At 64.7% G+C, this 19,076-nt stretch carries 15 protein-coding genes, 2 tRNA genes and 1 pseudogene; 5 read left to right on the forward strand and 13 right to left on the reverse strand.

Going from position 1 to position 19,076, the window contains the following annotated elements:
- The first annotated feature begins 37 nt into the window (after positions 1 to 37).
- Positions 38 to 1,099, forward strand: a complete 1,062-nt coding sequence (locus FHS74_RS09370) for a hypothetical protein (RefSeq protein ID WP_184799729.1) — start codon at positions 38 to 40, stop codon at positions 1,097 to 1,099.
- A 57-nt stretch (positions 1,100 to 1,156) separates the two neighbouring features.
- On the opposite strand, the gene FHS74_RS09375 is transcribed toward FHS74_RS09370, so the two are convergent.
- The 5 genes from FHS74_RS09375 to FHS74_RS09395 all read right to left on the reverse strand — a co-directional run bounded on the left by FHS74_RS09375 (position 1,157) and on the right by FHS74_RS09395 (position 7,743).
- Positions 1,157 to 1,654, reverse strand: coding sequence for a hypothetical protein (locus FHS74_RS09375; RefSeq protein ID WP_211106190.1), 498 nt, complete (start codon positions 1,652 to 1,654; stop codon positions 1,157 to 1,159).
- 171 nt (positions 1,655 to 1,825) lie between these two features.
- On the reverse strand, positions 1,826 to 4,474 hold the full coding sequence (locus tag FHS74_RS09380; protein WP_184799733.1) for a valine--tRNA ligase: 2,649 nt from the start codon (positions 4,472 to 4,474) through the stop codon (positions 1,826 to 1,828).
- Positions 4,475 to 4,579: 105 nt separating this feature from the next.
- Positions 4,580 to 5,170: a DUF2497 domain-containing protein gene (locus tag FHS74_RS30935; protein ID WP_184799734.1), complete on the reverse strand. Its 591-nt coding sequence runs from the start codon at positions 5,168 to 5,170 to the stop codon at positions 4,580 to 4,582.
- 315 nt (positions 5,171 to 5,485) lie between these two features.
- The gene (locus tag FHS74_RS09390; RefSeq protein ID WP_343066894.1) at positions 5,486 to 6,844 is read right to left on the reverse strand and encodes a TolC family outer membrane protein; all 1,359 of its coding nucleotides are present in this window, start codon (positions 6,842 to 6,844) and stop codon (positions 5,486 to 5,488) included.
- 245 nt (positions 6,845 to 7,089) lie between these two features.
- Positions 7,090 to 7,743: a protein-L-isoaspartate O-methyltransferase family protein gene (locus tag FHS74_RS09395; RefSeq protein WP_184799736.1), complete on the reverse strand. Its 654-nt coding sequence runs from the start codon at positions 7,741 to 7,743 to the stop codon at positions 7,090 to 7,092.
- 270 nt (positions 7,744 to 8,013) lie between these two features.
- On the opposite strand from FHS74_RS09395, the gene FHS74_RS09400 reads away from it, so the two are divergent.
- A tRNA-Cys gene (locus tag FHS74_RS09400) sits at positions 8,014 to 8,087 on the forward strand.
- A gap of 58 nt (positions 8,088 to 8,145) precedes the next feature.
- Here the strand turns inward: FHS74_RS09400 and FHS74_RS09405 are convergent.
- Positions 8,146 to 8,850 carry an NUDIX hydrolase gene (locus FHS74_RS09405; RefSeq protein WP_184799737.1) on the reverse strand — a complete coding sequence of 235 codons (705 nt, stop codon included), beginning with the start codon at positions 8,848 to 8,850 and terminating at the stop codon, positions 8,146 to 8,148.
- A gap of 300 nt (positions 8,851 to 9,150) precedes the next feature.
- Here FHS74_RS09405 and FHS74_RS09410 point away from each other — a divergent pair.
- Positions 9,151 to 9,226, forward strand: a tRNA-Asn gene (locus tag FHS74_RS09410).
- 196 nt (positions 9,227 to 9,422) lie between these two features.
- On the opposite strand, the gene FHS74_RS09415 is transcribed toward FHS74_RS09410, so the two are convergent.
- Positions 9,423 to 9,674 (reverse strand): transposase, encoded by a 252-nt coding sequence (locus tag FHS74_RS09415; protein WP_211106191.1) that lies wholly within the window; start codon positions 9,672 to 9,674, stop codon positions 9,423 to 9,425.
- 2 nt (positions 9,675 to 9,676) lie between these two features.
- Between FHS74_RS09415 and FHS74_RS09420 the strand changes: the two are divergent.
- Positions 9,677 to 9,808: pseudogene (locus FHS74_RS09420) on the forward strand (transposase); the annotation flags it as partial.
- On the opposite strand, the gene FHS74_RS09425 reads toward FHS74_RS09420, so the two are convergent.
- A complete protein-coding gene (locus tag FHS74_RS09425; protein ID WP_184799738.1) occupies positions 9,760 to 10,161 on the reverse strand; it encodes a hypothetical protein in 402 nt (133 codons plus the stop codon). The pseudogene FHS74_RS09420 and the gene FHS74_RS09425 sit on opposite strands and share 49 nt — an antisense overlap.
- 416 nt (positions 10,162 to 10,577) lie before the next feature.
- On the opposite strand from FHS74_RS09425, the gene FHS74_RS09430 reads away from it, so the two are divergent.
- A complete protein-coding gene (locus FHS74_RS09430; protein WP_184799740.1) occupies positions 10,578 to 10,937 on the forward strand; it encodes a hypothetical protein in 360 nt (119 codons plus the stop codon).
- A gap of 3 nt (positions 10,938 to 10,940) precedes the next feature.
- Here FHS74_RS09430 and FHS74_RS09435 read toward each other — a convergent pair whose 3' ends face one another.
- From FHS74_RS09435 to flgK, 5 genes are all read right to left on the reverse strand, one after another.
- The gene (locus tag FHS74_RS09435) at positions 10,941 to 11,726 is read right to left on the reverse strand and encodes a putative metalloprotease CJM1_0395 family protein (protein ID WP_184799742.1); all 786 of its coding nucleotides are present in this window, start codon (positions 11,724 to 11,726) and stop codon (positions 10,941 to 10,943) included.
- Between the two features lie 188 nt (positions 11,727 to 11,914).
- Positions 11,915 to 14,635, reverse strand: coding sequence for a flagellar hook-basal body complex protein (locus FHS74_RS09440; RefSeq protein WP_184799744.1), 2,721 nt, complete (start codon positions 14,633 to 14,635; stop codon positions 11,915 to 11,917).
- A 461-nt stretch (positions 14,636 to 15,096) separates the two neighbouring features.
- Entirely contained in the window at positions 15,097 to 15,375 is a 279-nt protein-coding gene (locus tag FHS74_RS09445) for a hypothetical protein (RefSeq protein WP_184799746.1), read from the reverse strand.
- A 12-nt stretch (positions 15,376 to 15,387) separates the two neighbouring features.
- Positions 15,388 to 17,565 (reverse strand): hypothetical protein, encoded by a 2,178-nt coding sequence (locus FHS74_RS09450; protein WP_184799748.1) that lies wholly within the window; start codon positions 17,563 to 17,565, stop codon positions 15,388 to 15,390.
- A complete protein-coding gene (flgK, locus tag FHS74_RS09455; RefSeq protein WP_184799750.1) occupies positions 17,562 to 18,971 on the reverse strand; it encodes a flagellar hook-associated protein FlgK in 1,410 nt (469 codons plus the stop codon). The genes FHS74_RS09450 and flgK overlap by 4 nt, the downstream gene beginning before the upstream one ends.
- Positions 18,972 to 19,076 lie beyond the last annotated feature (105 nt).

Genomic DNA, 19,076 nt, shown 5'->3' on the forward strand with positions numbered 1-19,076 from the left:
TCACGTCGGTCAATAAGAAAGCCTTGAGGGAATTGGTATGCAGGGAATTTTAGCCATCGGCCAGTCCAACCGCCTGCGCGTTGTGGCCGTATGCGGCGTGGCGTTCCTGCTCGCCATCGCGGAATTCCGGCTGCTCAGCTTCTACTTCTTCGACTATCTCCTCCAGAACGTGGCGGCGGCGCAGGGCGTGCTGGACGGCCTGCCGCACTGGCGCGTTTACCAATCGCGCGTGCTGGGCCCCCTGGTCATGGCGGCGGTCAGCGGCCTGGGGCCCTCCTTCCTCAACGCCTATTTCATCACCGGGATCGCCACCCTGTCGGCCACGGCGGTGGTCATGTTCCGCGTCGGTCACCGGCTGGCCGGCCCCCCCGGCGGATGGGCCGCGATGATGGGCCTGTTCGTCCTGTTTTCGGTGCTCCTGACCCGCCCCTGGCTTTATATCTGGGACTTCTTCATCCTGCTGATCGGCGCCACCTTCCTTCTGTTGGTGGTCCGCCGCGCGCCGTGGTGGGCGTTCCTGGCGCTGATGGGCGTGGCCTTCCTCAACCATGAAAGCGCGCTGTTCATCGCCATATGGATGGCAGGACAGGGTCTGGCCGACAATTGGACACGGTGGCGGCTGGACTGGCGGCGATGGGATTGGCGCCTGTTGGGCGCGGGCGTGGTTGGCGGCATCGCCGGCCTGGAACTGGTCGAGCTGCTGCGCGAACTGCTGCTGAAGCGCGAGATCGGACCGGAGCTGTTCCAGGATGCCAATCTGGCCGGTGATCATAGCGGCAGCATGCATATCAAGCTGCTGCGCAATTTTGAATCGATCATCGGATGGTTCGTCAGGGCCGACTATTCGTTCCCGTTCCTGGTTCCCTTGCTGCTGCTGTCCGCCTTGGCCGTGGCCGGGGTGCTGCTGGCCCGCCACCGCCTGAAAGTGGCGGGGCTCTCCCTCTATATCGTGGCCCAGGTGGCGGCCCTCCTGATCGCCGCTGAACTGGCGGAAACCCGCGTGCTGCTGCAACTGGCTCCGTTCCTGGCCCTCTCCCCCCTGCTGTTGAACTGGAACGGGGGGCAGGATGATGAGGCCGGCCAGTCCTCCACATCCTGACGCATCCTATGGAAAGGCCGCCCCGGTATTCCAGACACGGCCCCTCCCTGCCGACAGCTATTTGGTGGCCGGGGTCGGCGGCACGCCGCCGCCTTGCACGGTGATGGTATAGGTCAGGGTCTGCGCCGGGCCGGTGGGCCAGTATATCTGGAGCAGGACGACATCGGTCCCGATGAAGCCAGGCGCCGGCTGGTACCAGAGTTGCTGTCCGGGCGCGGTCGCCTTGTTGCAGGAGGCGCGGGGATTGCCCGCAGGGAAGGACGGATAGTCCTTTTCCCCCTGCAAACGGGCCGTGCCATGGGTCGGTGACGTCAGGATACGGATATCCAGGCCGGGAACGACCGTGCAGTCCTCATGCAACGAGACGAAAAATCCCAGCTTCCGGTCCAGGTCGGCCGGCACCGTGCGAGCCACGGACAAATGTTCCGGCATTGGCATCCCGGCCGGGCGGGCAACGCCGGCGGCGGTCCCGCCGTTGGCATTCAGCGTGACGGGTGTCACGTCCACGCGCTGCATGCAGCCCGCGACCAGCGCCACGGCCGCCGCCGCAGCCATCAAACGCCCAGTGATCATCATGTCCCCAACGATTGGATTTCCCGAGTGGCGCCGGGTCAGGCGCCCTCATAGGTGGCATTAATCCAATCAGTGCAGCCATGTGACAAACGGCCGCCCCTGGCATTCCTGGGCGGCCGTTCATTGGATACAGCTGTTAAGGACTGACAGATGTCAGCCCAGACGGGCCAGCGCCTCGGCCAGCTTGGCGCGGGTGCCGTCAGCTTCCGCCCGGCGCTCGCGCTGTTCCTCGATCACTTCGGGCGGGGCTTTGTCAACGAAGTTGGGGTTGCCCAGCTTGGCATCGACCTTGGCGATCTCGCCCGCCAGCTTCTGGATTTCCTTGGCCAGGCGGGCCTTTTCCTTGTCGAGGTCGATGAAATCGGCCAGCGGCAGGACCAGCGTGGCCTCATCCACCACCGCCTGCACCGCACCGGTGGCTGGGGCATCATTCGTCAGGGTGATGTCGGACAGACGGGCCAGCTTCAGGATCAGGTCGCGATGGGTGGCCAGGCGCACAGCCGTCTCCGCCCCCGCCCCCTTCACCAGTAGCGGCAGCTGGGCCGACGGCGGCACGTTCATCTCCGACCGGATGGTGCGGATGGTGGAGATGAAGCGCACCACCCAGTCCATCTCAGCCTGCGCGCCCGCGTCCTTGTAGGCGGCCGGGTATTCCGGCCAAGCGGCGGTGATCAGGTCGCCCCTTTCCTGCCCCTCGCCCAGCTTCTCCCACAGCTCTTCCGTCAGGAAGGGCATGATGGGGTGCAGCAGATGCAGGATCTGGTCCAGCACCCAGGCGGTGACGGCGCGGGTCTCCGCCTTGGCGGCCTCATCCTCGCCCTGCAGGATGGGCTTGGTGAACTCCAGGTACCAGTCGCAGAAGCCGCCCCAAGCGAAGTGGTAGAGGGCGTTGGCGGCGTCATTGAAGCGATAGCCTTCCAGCGCCTCCGTCACCTGGGCGGCGCAGTCGGCCACGGCGCCCACGATCCAACGGTTGACCGTCTGGGTCAGGTCGGTGGGGGCGAAGCCCGGCACCGGCGCCACCTGGTTCATCTGGGCGTAGCGGGCGGCGTTCCACAGCTTGGTCGCGAAATTGCGGTAGCCCTCGACACGGGAGGTCGCCAGCTTGATGTCACGGCCCTGGGCCGCCATGGCGGTCAGCGTGAAGCGCAGGGCGTCGCAGCCGTACTGGTCGATCAGGTCCAGCGGGTCGATGACGTTGCCCTTGGACTTGGACATCTTCTGCCCCTTCTCATCCCGCACCAGGGCGTGGATGTAGATGGTGCGGAAGGGCACGTCGCCCATGAAGTGGATGCCCATCATCATCATGCGGGCGACCCAGAAGAAGATGATGTCAAAGCCGGTGACCAGCACATCGCCGGGGTAATAGCGCGCCAACTCCGGCGTCTTCTCCGGCCAGCCCAGCGTGGAGAACGGCCACAAGGCGGAGGAGAACCAAGTGTCCAACACGTCGGCGTCGCGGACCAGGGGCGTGGCGGCGCCGTAGTGGGCATCGGCCTCGCTCTGCGCCTCGGCTTCCGTCTCAGCCACGAAGTACTTGCCGTCCGGCCCGAACCAGGCGGGAATCTGGTGGCCCCACCACAGCTGACGGCTGATGCACCACGGCTGGATGTTGCGCATCCACTCGTAGTAGGTGTTTTCCCACTGCTTGGGCACGAACTGGGTGCGCCCCTGCTCCACCGCCTCCAGGGCGGGCTTGGCCAGGGTGACGGCGTCGCAGTACCACTGGTCGGTCAGCCACGGCTCGATGACCACGCCGGAACGATCGCCATGCGGCTGCATCAGGGTGTGTGGGTCGATCTTCTCCAACAGGCCCAGCGCCTCGATCTCCTCCACCACCTTCTTGCGGGCGACGAAGCGGTCCAGCCCCTGGTACTCCGCCGGCGCGTGCTCGTTCAGCTTCGCGTCGCGGTCGAACAGGTTGATCATTTCCAGGTTATGGCGCTTGCCGACCTCGAAATCGTTGAAGTCGTGGGCGGGCGTGATCTTCACGGCACCGGTGCCGGTCTCGGGATCGGCATACTCGTCGGCGACGATGGGGATGCGACGGCCGGTGATGGGCAGGATGACGTTGCGCCCCACCAAATCCTTGTAGCGCTCATCCTCCGGATGGACGGCCACGCCAGTATCGCCCAGCATGGTCTCCGGCCGGGTGGTGGCGACGGTGATGTACGTGCCGTCCAAACCTTCAACCGGGTAGCGGAAATACCACAGGCTGCCCTTCACCTCCTTCTGCTCGACCTCCAGGTCGGAGATGGCGGTGTGCAGCTTGGGGTCCCAGTTGACCAGACGCTTGTCGCGGTAGATCAGGCCCTGGCGGTACAGTTCCACGAACACCTTGCGGACGGCGGCGTTCAGGCCCTCATCCATGGTGAAGCGCTCGCGCGACCAGTCGGGCGAGGCGCCCAGGCGGCGCAGCTGGCGGGTGATGGTGCCGCCGGATTCGGCCTTCCACTCCCAGACCTTTTGCAGGAAGCCCTCACGCCCCAAGTCATGGCGCGTCTTGCCTTCCTTGGCCAGGTTGCGCTCCACCACCATTTGCGTCGCGATGCCGGCATGGTCGGTGCCGGGCTGCCACAGGGCGTCGCGGCCGCTCATACGCTTGTAGCGGATCAACAGGTCCTGCAGCGTGAAGGTCAGCGCGTGGCCCATGTGCAGGCTGCCCGTCACGTTGGGCGGCGGCATCATGATGGTGTAGGGCTGGGCGTTGCTGTCCACATGGGCGGCGAAGGCGCCCGAACGCTCCCAACGCTCATAGCGGCTGCGTTCGACATCGGCGGGGGAGAAGGTCTTGTCCAGCATGGCGGGCACCTGAAGTCACGGGCTCAAAAAGCGGAAAAAGGAAAAGGGCGGCGCGGGGTCCGGCGCCGCCCTTGACCGGGCAAAGGTGTAGCGAAGCGGCGCGCCTCAGTCGAGTCCGCGCCGTACCACCTTCTCGATCTCGCGCTTGACCAGACGCTCCACCAAGGACGGCAGGTTCTCATCAAGCCATTCGCGCAGGATGGGGCGGACCAGCACGTGCACGATCTCCTCCAGCGTGGTGTCGGAGCGACCGATGGGGCCATCGCCCGTCAGGCTGGGGCCGCCGCGGCGGAAACCCGACAGGCCGGAGAAGGCGCGGCTGGCCGCCTCCTCCGTGAATTGCGACATCAGGCGATCGTCGTCCATGGGCGGGGGACGGCGCGGCGGGGGGGGCGGTTCATAGGCGAACGGATCCGGCAGCGGCTCGGGCTCCGGGAAAGGCTCATCCGGCACAACCTCCGTCAGCTCCAGCACATCGTCCTCGGGCGGAGGCGGCGGCGGCGGGGGAGGAGGCGGGGGCGGCATGGGCACCGCCTCGAAAATGTCGTCCTCTGGTGGAGGTGGAGGCGGCGGTGGGGGAGGAGGCGGGGGCGGCGGCTCCTCGACCGGCGGGGCATCGGTGTCTTCGGAAATGATCCGCCGGATGGAGGCGAGGATTTCCTCCATCGAAGGTTCTTGTTGTGACTTGTCAGCCATTGTTGCCTAACCTGACCTATAACGGCGTGGACCTGTACCGCGCGGGCGCCCGCTCCGACATCTGGGGCAGCCTAGGGCAAGAACAGTAAAAATGCCATTGGGTTAATCATTGGACGCGGCGGCCGCCAATGCTGGACAGTCGCATTTTCGCCCCGGTTCCCAGGGGGGCGCCTGTCCACCGGTATTGCAGGGCGCCGAGGCGAATAGGGCGGCCCCCGACTCCCGCAAAAGAATAGGGCGGCCCCACATCCCGGTGGAACCGCCCTGGCATCCGGCAGCGGCCCCGGAACCGGGGCCGCTTGCCCATTGATGGGCCTACTTCTCGATGGACGGGCCCCAGAGCTTGTCCTTGACCTCTTCGTAGTGGGCCTTGGCGTCGTAGATCGGCACGTTCAGGCCCAACTTAACGGCGGTCAGGTCCCCGACCGACGACAGAACCTGATAGGCCGCCACCTGTTCGTCATGCTGGGCCTTCACCAGGTTCACCTTGGCGTTCACCAGTTCCTGTTCGGCGTTCAGCACGTCCAGAATGGTGCGCGAGCCCACCGACTGCTCCTGACGCACGCCTTCCAGCGCGATCTCGTTGGAGGCGACGGCGCTCTTGTACGCCTCGATCGCCGCGCGGGCGGTCATCAAGGACTGCCAGGCCTTCACCGCCGTCTCATCGGCTGAGCGCACCGCTTCCATCACCTGGGTGCGGCGCTGTTGCTCCGTCTGCTTGGCGCCCCGCACCTTGGCGGAGGTGCCGCCCCCCTCATACAGCGGGATGGTGACGCGGGCGGAGATGACGGCCGTGTCATACTGGGTGTTGGGCGTCGACTGGTCCCAGTTGCGGTAGTACTGGGCGGTGGCCGAGAGCTGCGGCAGCATCTGGCCGAAGGCGCCGTCCACAGCGTCCTGCGAGGCCTTGTGGTTGTAACGCGCACTCACGACCACGGGCGCCGACACCTCGGCGGCGGCCACGGCCTCCTCCTGGTTCACCGGCAGATGCACCACACGGGCCGGCTGCTTCAGCGTGCCGGGCATCTGGCCCATCAACTTGGCGTAGGTGGCACGGCTGGCGGCCAGCGAACCCTGGGACGAGATGCGATCCGCCGTGGCGCTGGCCAGACGCGACTCGGACTGGCTGACGTCAGTGCGGGTCAGCTCACCCACGCGGAAGCGGTCGCGCGACGCTTCCAGCTGACGGGTCAGCACCTGTTCGTTATTGATGTTCAGTTCCAGGACGGCCTGGTCCCGCACCACGTCAAGATAGGCGGTGACGGCGGACAGCAGCACTGACTGTTCGGTGTCCAGCAGGCTGGCGCGACCAGCCTCAACCAGGTTTTCCGCCTGGCTGATGCCGGCCTGGATGGTGCCGCCGGCGTAGATGGCCTGATTGACGGTCACGCCGCTCTGGGCCGGATTCATGTGCTCAATGAAGCGGCCCTGGCTCAGACGCTCCTTGCCCACGTTACCATCGGCGGTGACGGTGGGGAGCATGGAAGCGCGGGCCTGCGGCACCTGTTCGTCCGTGGCCCGCTGGCCGGCGCGACCGGCTTCCAGTGTGGGATTGTTCTGATAGGCCTGGGTCAAGGCGTCTTCCAGCGTCTGCCCATGGGCCCCGCCCCCGGCCAGGATCAAGGCCAACGCCGTCAACGGCAGGGCGGCGGCCAGCCGACGAGCGCGCTTCACCCTATATCCGGTCCCCATGCCCTCAGCCCCATGTTCCGCGGTGTTCATTCGCATCGCCATTTTCCCCAAACACCTTAATAAATATTATGGCAAGGAGGCGGCGCCGCACCCGCGCACGTGGTAGAGCGCCACCCTTAATCCCCATCGCGCGAAAGCGCCTTTAAAAACACTCTGTAACATGTCGGCTGGGCCGGCATAGGTCCACTTAAGGCCATACCCGGGGGCCTGTCCTGGCAGGACCGCCCTTAGAACACGAACTCGGCGCGGCGCTCGAAGCCCGGCAAGGGCTGAACCGCCGCGTCGAACAGGATGCGGTGCGACACGACGCCCCCCACCTTGCGGTAATAGCGCGCCTCGCCCAAGCCGGCGGCATTGATGACAACCGCCGCCAGGCGGCCGCCCTCGGGCAGCTGGTCCAAAAGGCTGGCCGGCACCTCGGGCACGGACCCATCCACCAGGATGGCGCCATAGGGGGCCTTGGCGGCATGGCCGGCGGCCAGGTCGCCCTGCACCACGGTGACGCCGGCGACGCCGGACAGGGCCTTGCGCGCGGCCTCGACCAGGGCGGGGTCGCTTTCCAGCGCCACCACCGAGCCGGCCAGTTCAGCCATGATGGCGGCGGAATAGCCGGTGGCCACGCCCACGGCCAGCACCTTGTCGGCCCGGGTCAGGGACAGTTCCTGGACCAGACGGGCCAGCACCATGGGCTCCAGCAGGTAGCGGCCGGGGGCCACGGGCACATCCTCGTCGACATAGGCGACGCCGGCCAGCGCCTCGGGCACGAACCGCTCACGCGGGATGGCCAGGAAAGCCTCCACCACGAAGGGGTCGGTGACCTTGTTGGGGCGAATCTGACCCTCGATCATGTTGACGCGGGCGGCGGTGTAGTCGGCGGCCATGGGATATACCGATCTGATGGAAACGATGCGGAGGGGGCATGCGCCAGCCAGGCGACCCGCACATGCTTGAAAAACCAGGATCGGTATATATCGCCCCTGCCGCCGGATGACAATTGGCGCCTGCACCGGGCGCCCTCCCCGGGGACACGTCATCGAAACGTCAGAAAGCGACGCCAGCATGCTTGACCGCCCCGACCGGCAACGCTATAGAGGCGCCCTGCCCTGACCGCAGGCGCCGCTGGCCGGCCCCTCCGGTCGGTTCTCGTGGATGGCGCGGTGGCAGAATGGTGATGCAACGGACTGCAAATCCGTGAATCCGGGTTCGATTCCCGGCCGTGCCTCCAAATCCTCCTTTCAAATATTCTCCCCTTGGTGGGCTGGCCCATGGATGCCGGGGCCGGATCACGCCCGCTGATCGGCATCACCGTCTGCGCCATCGAATCCGGCCGCCACAAGTGGCGCCAGGTCGGGCGGCAGGGCGCCTTCCAAATGCATCAGGCGCACATGCAGCAAGGCGGCGATGGTCATGGCATCCAGGATCTCCCCCGAAAGCGCCATGGCCAGGGCCTCGCGCAGGGGAAGACGCCGCAGCACAAGCTGCTCGGTTTCCTCCGGAGCCACCGGCACGGGGGAGAGGTCCCAAGCCAGATAAAGATGGGCGTGCTCGTTGGTCATGCTGTTGGACATGTCCATGCTCAGGATTTCCAGCCAGCGACCGGCGCGCAGGCCCGCTTCCTCCCGCAATTCGTCGGCCGCACCGGCCAGGGGGCCAACCGCCTTGGGCCCCACCAGCGGAATGCCGCCCTCCACCATCTCCCAGCTATAGCGCCCGGCACCGAACCGCCACTGCCCCACCAGCCAGGTGTCGCCGTTTTGCGCCACGGGCAGGACACCGACGGCCACGGTGGTCAACTCCACCGTGCCATAGATGCCGGGGCTGCCGTTGGGGCGCAGCACATCGTGATGAAACACCCGCATCCAGGGAGTCTCATACCGCATCTCCCGCGACAGGACGGTCCAGGGGTTGGACAGCGTGTCGCTAGGACCACCAGGATGGTCGCCCGAGGGACCGGACGAGGGACAGTCGGATGCGGGGGGACAGGACATGATCGTATGAGGTCCTTGACGATGGTCAGCCGTGGCCGGCGCCCCAGGGATACGGCAAACCGCACCCGAGTTCACCCCCTATCCATTGCCGTCCCCTTCGCCATAACCCGCAAGGTGCTGATTCCCGCGCTCAGCCAGAGGGCCGCATCCACCTCCCGGGACACTCAAATCGGGGGACGTCACATTTTTTTCGAATTCCCCAAACAAAGGGGTTCCAATCCCAAAATCGCTTTGCTATATCACCGCCCACCGCAGCGCCGCTGACTGATCGGTCAAACGAAAACGAAGCAGGCGCGCTGATCCCAGGTAGCTCAGCCGGTAGAGCAGGTGGCTGTTAACCACCGGGTCGGGGGTTCGAGTCCCTCCCTGGGAGCCAATAGAGCCCCCGGAACCGCAAGGTTCCGGGGGTTTTTCTTTGCCCAATGGCTACCATCTCCTTGATCTATAAGAGATTCTAGAGCCGGCTGCGTTTAATTGAAACCACAGCCGGCTATAGTTGAGTCTGTCCGCGAGCAGCTTCACGCCCAAAGGCGATTCTGCCTTTGGGCGATCTGCTCTAGAGCGTCGATCCTTTAATTGGACGCATATCCTGCGGCCTTGAGGTAGTTCCAGCACTCGTCGGGGGCATAGAGGTCGCAGATATTCCCGACTGCTTTCCAAAGGTCATTGATGGTCCTGGCGCCGACGCGCCTGAGGTGAGCCTTGAGCTTTGCGAAGGCCATCTCGATGGGGTTGAGGTCTGGGCTGTGGGGCGGCAGGAAGAGGAACCAAGGGCCCACCTCCTTGAGGATGGCCTTGGCCTTTTCGCTCTTATGGCTGGCCAAGTTGTCTGGACATCGACGAGCGGGTCCAGGCCTTCCTGGGCCGTCCGCTGACGGGCGACTGGCCCTATCTGTGGCTGGACACCACCTATCTCAAGCAGCGAGAGGGCGGGCGTACCGTCTCCGTCGCCGCCATAACTCCGGACAACGTGATGTCCGTATCAGCGTCCGCCTGCCAAAGAAGCTTGCCTCGGCCTGCGATACTGCGATGCGTCTGAACGTCCTGGCCGGTAACCAGGTTCTTGCCGAAGCCGTCCCCCTGGTTCTCGCACATCACCGCCGTACTCGCCATAAGCCCCTTGGCCACCCCGCCGCTCACATAGCCCAACGTGCCAACCGTGTTGTAATTGCCGTAGGTGGTCTGCAGATCGGCGGTGAAATCAGGTGTCGGCGTCCGGCTGGTCACCTGGATCAGGCCACCGGTCGCATTACGGCCAAACAGCGTACCCTGCGGCCCCTTGAGGACGGCCACCTGATCGACGTTGATCAATGAAAACAACGCACCCGCTTGGCGAGGCGATGTAGACGCCACCACATACAAAGTGGTGGATGATCTTTGCTGGCGCGTAGCCCCCTATGTCAGCAATTGGAAGATAGGCGCACCGTGGCGCTGGGGTGATCGACACTCATCGCGAAGCGATAACTTCTGTGCCCGGCCCCATGAACACCGCGCCCGAGGCGGATACCAATATTTCAAGATTAATTCGGCAACGATTGTGACATCGGCGCTTCTGCTTCCTTTGCCGTGTGGTAATGTATAGTGCGCTGGCATGGCCCTTTTTCGGTATTGCTTCAGTGATGAGCATTGGCTGGCAATGGCGCGGGTGATCGATGTCGTGCAGACTGTACCGTGCTGGTTATTCTGAACCGATGGCGCGCCCTGGCTTATGACGAGGGAGACTGAGCATGAAGACGACGATCAGCATCATGGCGGCTGTGGTCTATTTCAGTGTCGCGGCGACGGCCCTGGCCTCCAGTCCAGGCACGGGCGCGGCGGGCATGCCCGCGCTGCCCCATACGATCATCCCTCCGTCGGCGGGAATGGAAGTCAACTCATACTCCCCCCCTTACTTGCCACGCGCGCCGGAACCGACCGGCATGACCGACGCCACCAAGGCCCGGTTGACGGCGGTCGCGCGGCGGGTGGACACGCTGATTGACCAGCACAAATGTAGAGAAGCCGCCAGCACCGCGAATCAGGGCGGCCCCGTCATGGCCGATATGGCCGCCAAGATCTGCGCGCTACGTTATGGCGACGCGCAATAAAGGTCAGACGATAAGCGCCTGAGGCTGCGCCGCCGCCTGCGCGGCCTGAACGATGCTGGCGTCGAGGGCGCCTTGTCCCTTGCGATAGGCGGCAGCGCCCTGGCGGCTGGTGATGCCGCCCAGCCCCACGCCGGCGGCGGCGGCACCCCGACCGTCACCACCGTCATTGCCCGTCGTCTGTTTCGCCTCCTGCCCCTGGGCGGCGACAATCCCGGCCTCGGCCTGGGCGGCGACCGCGCGGTCCTGACCGGACGGGTCCGCCGGCGCGAGCGCCGCCCGGCGCACGGTTTCAAGCTTGGTGATGGTCGCCTGGGGATCACCTTGCACCGACCCGATATCGATGGAGACCTCGCCGGCGGTGGCATAGTGCTGTCCATCAGGGCCGGTGCTGAAGCTGAAGGTTTCTGACCCGGCATAGGGGCCGCCTGCCGCCTTGTGCGCCGCCTCATGCGCCCGTACCGCCCGGTCGACCGCCTTCAGCTTGTCGACCTGTTGCTGCTGGGCATCGGTCAGCTTGCTGCCGTCGGCCGCCGTGCCCTTGCCTGCGGCGGCCTGCGTCGTGGATCCCCCGCCGCCAGACTGGGAAGCGTCATTCGGTGATCGGACCGCCGCCGGCCCGCTTCCCAAAGCACCCTGGCCATTCACCCCATAGGGATTGACCGGCTGCACCGGCTGGGTGGTATTGGTGGCAGTCCCTCCCTGCCCCGCCGTGACGACAACGGCAGGGGTTTGGCCGGAAAGGGCGCGCGTCCACAAGGGGGCCGCGGAAATGCCACCGATGGCGGACATGCCGATGCGTGTCGCATTATTCTTAATAATGCAACTATTTCAGCACCAACGGGCCGCGGACGCAAGACAAAGCCGCCCGCGCCCCTCTGGGTGCGGACGGCCCTGCAGCGTAAGCATCTGGAAAGTATCGCCATCCAGGTCCGGACAGCGACGATATGTCCCGCCCGGACCGTCAAGCGATCAGGCCCTTACCTCTTCAGATTGATGGTGTCCTGCAACAGGTCGTCGGCGGTGGTGATGACCTTGGTGTTGGCGGTGTAGGACCGCTGCGCCACGATCAGCTGGGTGAATTCCGACGCGATATCGACGTTGGAGCCTTCCAGGCTGCTGCTGGCGATATCGCCCGCGCCGTTGACGCCCGTGTCGTTGAACCGGGCCTTGCCGCTGTCCACCGTCTCGGTGAAGACGTTGCCGGTGGAGCGGGACAGGGCGTCGGGGTTGTTGAACAACACGATCGGAACCTTGGCGATGGTGCGCTGGCGGCCGTTGTCGTAATTGGCCAGCACGGTGCCGTCGGCGTTGATCTGCACGTCCTTGAAGGTGCCGGCCGGGCTGCCGTCCTGCACCTTGGAGGTGACGTTGATGCTGGTTCCGTCGAACTGGGTCAGGCCGGCGGGCTGGGCGAAGGTGCCAAGGTTCAGCACCATGTGCTGCAGGCCATAGCCGAAGTCGAAGTCGAAACCCACCTGGGCGGCGGAACCGCTGCTCTGGTCGGCGCTCACGGTGGCGTTGCCGGTGCCGATCGACGCCGTGTCCATATGGCTCAACGTGCCGGCCTTGGCGGTGGTGCCATCGGACAAGGTACCGCCAAAGGTCAGGCTGATATGGCCCGGCGTCTTACCGACCACCACGCCCGGCGTCGCGGCGGTGGAGCCGCCAGGGATGCTGGTGTAGAAGGCGGACGAGTCCGTGTTGCCGGTCAGGGTGATGGTGCCACCCGACGAGGTCGCCTGTACCGGGATGCCGGAGATGGCGTTGATCTTGGCGGCGATCTTACCGCTGATGTCGCTGAGGCTCGTCTCCGTCCCGTCGGTCGTATAGCTGATGGCCTGGGAGAAGCTGGTCGGCACCACCTGGGTGGTGGCCAACGTGGCGTCGTTGGCCTTGGTGGACAGCTGCAGCACGCCGCTGCCCGACGAGGTCACCGTGAAGGGCGAGTTGGTATCGGCCGTGACCTTGGCCGCGAGATCCGTCACCACCGACGCCACGTCGGGATAGTTGGCGATGTTGGCGTTGGTCATCTGCAGGTTATAGGTCGATGACCCCAACGTCACGGTATACAGCTGACCAACCGCGGGCGCGGTCGCCCCATAAAGGGTCTGGAAGTCATAGCTGTAGGTCGTCGGGGCGCCAGCGTTCAATGTCTCCACCGGCGTCACCGTCTTGGCTTGCGGTGACTGGATGGTGATGCTGTAGGTGGTGCCCACGTCACCAGGCTGGCCGGTGATGCTGATCTTCTCCACCTCCTTTGAGCCGGTGATATTGCCGATGTAGGTCGACTGGGTGGCCGTGTTGGTCAAGCCTGGCGAGTCCGCCTTCGTCGACACCTGGGTGAAGGCGGTGTTCACGGCGGTCGCCTTGACGGTGACGGTGCCGTTGGACGGCGTCGCTGTGAAATTGCCGCTGAGGGTCGCGTTATTGTTGATCAGCGACGCCAACTTCTGGACCACGCCGTTGATGTTGGAGAGCGAGCCGAGGTTCTGGGGCGTCACCGTGACGGACACCGTCGTCCCGTTGACGTTCATGCTGTAGACGTCATCGATGTTGATGGTGCTACCCACGAAGGTGGAAGCACGGACTTCCTGGGTGCTTGCCGTGGCGCTCTGCACCAAGGAGTCGGTAGCCGTGTGCGTGGTGATCGCGCCCGCCGACACGCTTTGGTCCAGCGTGAACGGCGTGCCGGCGGTCTTAGACGTCAGGCGCAAATCACCCGTGGTCGTGACGGCGGCCAGCACGCCGGAAGAGGTGTCGGCACCGTTGATCTTGTCGGCCAGCGCCTGGGCGATATCCTTCATCGAGCTGAATTGCGCGGCGTTGCTGGTGGTGATGCTCTGGCTATAGGTCGTGCCATTGACCACCACGGAGTAGGTGTCGCCAACATTGAAGCCGACACTCGGTGCCGTCGCCGCCGTGGCGAAGGTCACGTCACTGACCTGGGCGCGGTCATTCTTGCCGACCAGCAGGCTGGATTCGGTGACGGCGGCGGGGAAGCCGGTGCTGAGCAGCGACTGAATCGGCTGGGACCCCTGGGTACCATCGGCCGTGACGCCCAACTGCCAGGTATCGGCGGTGTTACCCTGCCGCCATGTCAGGTTCAGGTTGTGCGCCGTGCCGGCACTGTCATAGACCTGGATTTGGGTGGGGGTGACGGCGCCCGACGGGTCGGTGGGCAGGTTCGCCTTAAGGTCGATTTCCTTGGTCGGCACCGGGCTGTCGATGTCCGATTGCACCTGCACCGGCGTGGCCGAGGTGGCGTACAGGCCGGTCGTGCTGTCATAGGCGAAGCCGTTGAGCGCGAAGCCCGAGTTGTTGACCAAGGTACGGGTGGAGTTCAGCGAGAAGCTGCCGTCGCGGGTGTAGAAGCGTTCCGTCGATGCCGATGTCGTGCCATTCACCGTCGTCAGTTTGCTGACGCTGAAGAAGCCGTTGCCGCGGATGGCAAGGTTGGTCGGCGTATCGGACGTCGAAATCGTACCCGACACGTTGTTCACGTAGTTGGGCGAGGCATGGACGCCACCCGCCTGGTACTGGGTGCTGCTGGCGGAGATGACCAGGGATTCGAATGAGGTGTCGATGCGCTTGAAGCCCGTCGTCTGGGCGTTGGCGATATTGTCGGAGATGTTGCTGAGCGCGGTGGACTGCGCCTGCAAACCCGAAATACCGACGGACATCGAGCCGAAAATGCTCATGGTGCGGGCCCCCAGAAGAGCGGTTACGTATCTGGACCCCTAGGAAAGCAAAATGGATGCCAGATTGCGAAGATCGGGATGGTATCGCAGCATTTCCTTGACCCGCGTCGGGGCTGGCGAGGGCTCCATCACATAAGTGCCTGGTTTCCCTTGTCATTGCCTGGCTCGCCTGACTAAGGGCCACCCCCGGACATCCTTGTCCCCAAGCCAAGGCGGTGATCGCCCCGCCCTTCCCGCTTGGCAGGATGTGCCGGGGTGGGGCTTTTTTTCCTAGCTGGCACCAGCACTCGGCCGTTTCTTCCCGGTTCCCATCCGCCGGCGGGTTCGACCGCCTCGAAAAGCCCTGTCCCAAAAACGAGGAAAGCCGGGTCGGCATTCCCCCTTTTGGGGTAGCCGGCCCGGCCCTTCCTGGTCCGTTCCTGCGGGCCCTTTTGGCCCTTGACGCGTCGGAGACGCCGGGATCACGCGCCCGGCTTCACCGAGAATTCGCCGGAACGCACGCTTTCAGCCATGATTTCCAGGTATTCGGCGGTCGTGGTCTTGCCGTACTTGGCGAGGATGCCATAGACGGCGGCCATCACCGACATGGTGCCGATGGTGTCATAGGGCACGCCCTCGTTGGCGGCGTTCACCCAATAGGCGTTGAACTGGTCGAACAGGCGGACCCGCTGGGCCTCGTCGTTCAGGGGGGAAGCGATGGTGGCGTTGGCGAAGGCTTCGGCAGGCGAGTAGGCGTTCATGGCGAGATCTCCTTAGCTCAGGAAGTTGACAAGGGATAGGGAAGCGATTTTGCCGGCGACCGTGTAGGCCCCCTGCTGCTGGTTCATCATCGCCTGCAACTGCGCGGCGACGGTGGTGGGATCGACGTTCTGGATGGTGCCGATCTGGGTTTCGATGTCCGCCAAGGCGTTCTGGTGGCTGGTCGACGCCGCGCCGAGCACGCTCTGCGCGTTCACCGTGCTGGCGTCCAGCTGCCGGATCTGCGACTGCGCCGCCACGATGGTGGAGCGGGCGCTGCTCATCAGCGCGGTGTAGTTGCCGGGGTTGCTGACCGCCGACAGCATCTGCTTGATGCCGATGACCAGGTTCTGGATGGCCGGATCGTTGGAGCTGACCCCATAGGTCGCCTGGGTGCTGTCATCGACGTTCAGCGTGCTGGCGGCGTAGGCCTGCGTGCTCTGCGCCCCGCTGGAATACTGGCTGTCGTAGACCGGCAGCACCGGCGGTTTGGTGATCGACGTGCTGAACGAGCTGGTGTCCTGGAAGGGATCCAGCGTGGTGGAGGTGAAGCTGTTCTGGTTGGTGTTGTTTTGCACCACCGCCGTGGTGGCGAAGCGCTGCGAGCCGTTGCCGGTGAGCGTGATCGTCGCGGCACCGGTGCCGGTGCTGGTGATGGTGGCCTGGGCCGACGCCTTGGGATCCGCGTTGACCAGGTTCTGCAGCTTGTAAGCGACATAGCCCATGGCATCGCCGGCGACGATGGGCGGGGTGGCGGTCGGGACACCGTTGGCCTTCATGTCGGCCAAATCGGCCGAACTCATGACATAGCTGTAGGTCGTGGGGGCGTCCACCTTGTCATAGGTGACATTGTTGGCCGGATTGGCGCTATCGCTCGTCACATTGACGGTGTTGCGATTGCCCATCGTGACGGTGAAGACATCGCCCACGTCGACATTGGCGCCATTCAGGGTTATCTGGTCGATCTGCGACTGGGCCGCGACCGGGGGCACGGCGGTGGGATCGGCCGTCACCGCCTGCTGGGTCATGAACTTGGCGTAGGTCCCATCCAAGCCGTCGTTCGTGGCCGGGGTATAGGCGCTGGCGGGCGTGGCGGCACCGTCCAGCGTGTTGTTGTACCCGGGCTGGGTGTAGACGTTGGACTGGACATCGAAGGTATAGCCCGCATCCATGCCGGTGAACGTCAGCACGTTGCCCGAAACCGACGCCGTCACCGGTGGGTTCGGCTTCTGGCCGTTGGCGATCAGCGTCTGGTTGGGACCATTGATCTGTGACGCCAGGCCGTTGAGGATGTCGGACGGGCTGGTTTCGCTGCCGGTGGTGACATAGGTGTAGCGCTTGTCGCCCACGTACATTTCATAGGTGTCGCCGGCGACGCCCAGCGTGCCCTTGAAGGTCATCTTGCTGACCTGCTTGGTCGCGGACAGGTCGCCCACCGGCGCCGTGTCATAGCGGCTGCCGGAGAAGATGTAGCGGTCGCCAGCCTTGGTGTTCAGCAGGCTGGACAGCTGGGTCAGCGCTCCCTGCAGCAGCGCCTTGGGCGCCGACAGGTCGGGATAGTTCACGCTGAACGTGGCGCTGCCCGTGCCCTTCAGCTGGTTGATGTTCAGGCTGATGGCCGCGCCATCGCCAGGCCCACCCGTAATCTGAAAGGTCTGCTGGCCGTCATCGGGCGGAACCGTGCTGAGGTTCAGGGTCTTGGTCGACACCCCACCCATGCCGTCCGCGACGGTGACGTCATAGCTGCCGGACTTGCCGCTTTTGGACGGCACGGCGGAGACGGTATAGGTCGCTGCGGAGTTGAAGACCGACTTGGTGGTGTCAACCGCCAACCCCAGATTGCCGCTGTTTGACGCGGTGACGGCGGAAACGGTCGGCTTTCCGGCGCCCGCCGGGATATTGGCGGAGCTCAACAGGTTGGAGACGATGGTCTGCATCGACGACAGCGCCTTCTCCGTCGCGTTCACCTGGGTGGTGGCCGCCGTGATAGCGCTGGAGTAGCCGGTGCGCTGGGCATACTGGGCCTTCAGCGACAACAGCTGGCTGGCCTGCACCCCATATGCGGACAAGTCCTGCGACTTGATACCCGAGGTGAACTGCTGTTGCAGGTCACCCAGGGACGACGAGGTGTTGTTCATGCCGCTGAGCATAGACAAGTAATTGCCGTAGGTGCTTACGCGGGAGATGGTCATGTCACGGCCTGCGAGAGTGTGTCGAACATCTGCCCGATGACCGAAATCACCCGGGCGGTGGCCGAATAGTTGCGCTGCAAGACCTGAAGGTTCGCGACCTCCTCATCCATGTTGACGCCCGTCGAGCTGGAGTAGCGCGTCTGCAGGCTGGTCATGAAGGACGAGGTGGTGGTGGCTTGGGTGCTGACGTTGGACTGCACGGTGGACCAGTTGCTGGCCACGCCGTCGACCATGCCGCCGTAACTGACATTGTTCAGGGCCAGGCCATCGGCGGTCAGCGTGCGTCCGGTGGCGGTCATGGCGGTGACCATGGCGTTCACCGCCGATTGCTTGATCGTCTTGGTACCGTTCAGCAGGCTTTTGTTCACCGCCAGCGTGCCGGAGTCGCTGCCCGTGAACAGGCCGCCGTCCAGCTCACCGTCGTTGGTTGGCCCCGCCTTGTTGTAGGCGTCCGTGATGCTGGTGGGCTGGCCCGCCTGGGTCGCCCCGGTCAAGGCGCCGGCGATGGCGTCCAACTGCGAGTGCAGCTTGCGGAACACTTCGGTCGTGGGATCGGAACTGGCGGGTGCCGGAGAGCCATCGGCGACCAAGTCGAGCAGGCCGCCCAGCTTTCCGCTGCTGATGGCGGCGGTGATGTCGGCGCCGCCGGCGCCGGAAACCACCTTGCCGTCGTAGTTCAGCTGGGTGGCGGTACCGTCCACCAGGGTGGCGCCGGTGGGGGTGAACACGGCGATGGAGCCGTCATCGCGCGTCGTGGTGCGGATGTTGATCATGGAGGACAGATCACGCAACGTCGTGTCGCGTTGGTCCTCGAAGTCGGCTGTCGGCTGGTTGCTGGATTTCAGGTCGGCGATGGTCGCGTTCAACTGGTCGATCTGGGTCAGGTCGGTGTTGACCTTCTTGATCGTCTCATTGATGTCCGACTTGGCCTGCGTTTCCATCTGGCTCACGCCGGCCGACAGACTATGGACCGTCTGCACCAGCGCCTGGGCCTTCTGCACCACTTGGCTCTGCGCCACGGCGCTTTCCGGCGCGGCGGACAAATCCTGCAGGGCGGAGGTGAAGTCCTGCATCGCCTGTGTCAGCTTGGGCGTCGCGGTATCACTGGCCGACGTGGAGGTCGTATTGCCGAGCAACGTCCCCACCTGGCTCATGTACTGAGACAGGATCTGCTGCATCCCGTTCTCGGACGTCGTCCCCTGCAGCTGCGCCTGCAGGGCCACGTCCACCGAACGCGAGTACTGCGAGATGCTGACACCACTCAGCGGGTCGGTCGTCTGCGAAACGGTATGTTTCGTGCGATCCGCGCTGTTGGCGTTGTTCATGTTGTCTGAGACGACCTGAATGCCCGCCTGAATGACATTCAGGCTATTGGCGGCCGAATTCAGCGCGCTGAACAAACTCATGGACCGGGCCTCGGGGGGCGGGGAGTTCCGCACAGGGGACCGACCCCCATGGCCGATCCGATCCCCCTATACGCAAGCCCCGGGCCAATTGGTCCCTTGGATTAT

The organism is Nitrospirillum iridis (assembly GCF_014205765.1).
Taxonomy (GTDB): domain Bacteria; phylum Pseudomonadota; class Alphaproteobacteria; order Azospirillales; family Azospirillaceae; genus Nitrospirillum; species Nitrospirillum iridis.

Coding starts and splice junctions, on each gene's coding strand:
- FHS74_RS09370 (WP_184799729.1), top strand. CDS start 38: ATGCAGGGAATTTTAGCCATCGGCCAGTCCAACCGCCTGCGCGTTGTG.
- FHS74_RS09375 (WP_211106190.1), bottom strand. CDS start 1,654: ATGGCTGCGGCGGCGGCCGTGGCGCTGGTCGCGGGCTGCATGCAGCGC.
- FHS74_RS09380 (WP_184799733.1), bottom strand. CDS start 4,474: ATGCTGGACAAGACCTTCTCCCCCGCCGATGTCGAACGCAGCCGCTAT.
- FHS74_RS30935 (WP_184799734.1), bottom strand. CDS start 5,170: ATGGCTGACAAGTCACAACAAGAACCTTCGATGGAGGAAATCCTCGCC.
- FHS74_RS09395 (WP_184799736.1), bottom strand. CDS start 7,743: ATGGCCGCCGACTACACCGCCGCCCGCGTCAACATGATCGAGGGTCAG.
- FHS74_RS09405 (WP_184799737.1), bottom strand. CDS start 8,850: ATGTCCTGTCCCCCCGCATCCGACTGTCCCTCGTCCGGTCCCTCGGGC.
- FHS74_RS09430 (WP_184799740.1), top strand. CDS start 10,578: ATGAAGACGACGATCAGCATCATGGCGGCTGTGGTCTATTTCAGTGTC.
- FHS74_RS09435 (WP_184799742.1), bottom strand. CDS start 11,726: ATGTCCGCCATCGGTGGCATTTCCGCGGCCCCCTTGTGGACGCGCGCC.
- FHS74_RS09440 (WP_184799744.1), bottom strand. CDS start 14,635: ATGAGCATTTTCGGCTCGATGTCCGTCGGTATTTCGGGTTTGCAGGCG.
- FHS74_RS09445 (WP_184799746.1), bottom strand. CDS start 15,375: ATGAACGCCTACTCGCCTGCCGAAGCCTTCGCCAACGCCACCATCGCT.
- FHS74_RS09450 (WP_184799748.1), bottom strand. CDS start 17,565: ATGACCATCTCCCGCGTAAGCACCTACGGCAATTACTTGTCTATGCTC.
- flgK (WP_184799750.1), bottom strand. CDS start 18,971: ATGAGTTTGTTCAGCGCGCTGAATTCGGCCGCCAATAGCCTGAATGTC.